This is a genomic window from Vibrio sp. 10N.261.51.C6 (assembly GCF_041471785.1).
Classification (GTDB): domain Bacteria; phylum Pseudomonadota; class Gammaproteobacteria; order Enterobacterales; family Vibrionaceae; genus Vibrio; species Vibrio crassostreae_C.
This window is the reverse complement of the sequence record NZ_JBFRPB010000119.1, coordinates 1-367: the sequence shown is the minus strand read 5'-3', so window position 1 is coordinate 367 and position 367 is coordinate 1. Positions and strand designations below refer to the sequence as shown.

Annotated in this window: 3 tRNA genes; all 3 read right to left on the bottom strand. The window is 49.0% G+C overall.

Annotated elements, in window-relative coordinates:
• Position 1 precedes the first annotated feature (1 nt).
• Positions 2-86 (bottom strand) — tRNA-Leu (locus tag AB4375_RS21310).
• Between the two features lie 68 nt (positions 87-154).
• Positions 155-229, bottom strand: a tRNA-Gln gene (locus AB4375_RS21305).
• 42 nt (positions 230-271) lie between these two features.
• Positions 272-356 (bottom strand) — tRNA-Leu (locus AB4375_RS21300).
• Positions 357-367 lie beyond the last annotated feature (11 nt).

The window sequence follows — 367 nt, the reverse complement described above, 5'->3', positions numbered from 1 at the left end:
ATGGTGCGGTCGGAGAGACTTGAACTCTCACACCTCTCGGCGCCAGAACCTAAATCTGGTGCGTCTACCAATTCCGCCACGACCGCAGCAAAGCTTTTACTCTAGCGAAGAGTATAGTTAAGAAGACTTATGGTTTGTCTAAGTAACGTTGTAATGGCTGGGCTACCTGGATTCGAACCAGGGAATGCTGGCATCAAAAGCCAGTGCCTTACCGCTTGGCGATAGCCCAACAATGAATGGTCATCTAATGAAAGAAACACATTCTAAATAATGGTGCGGTCGGAGAGACTTGAACTCTCACACCTCTCGGCGCCAGAACCTAAATCTGGTGCGTCTACCAATTCCGCCACGACCGCAGCAAATCTTT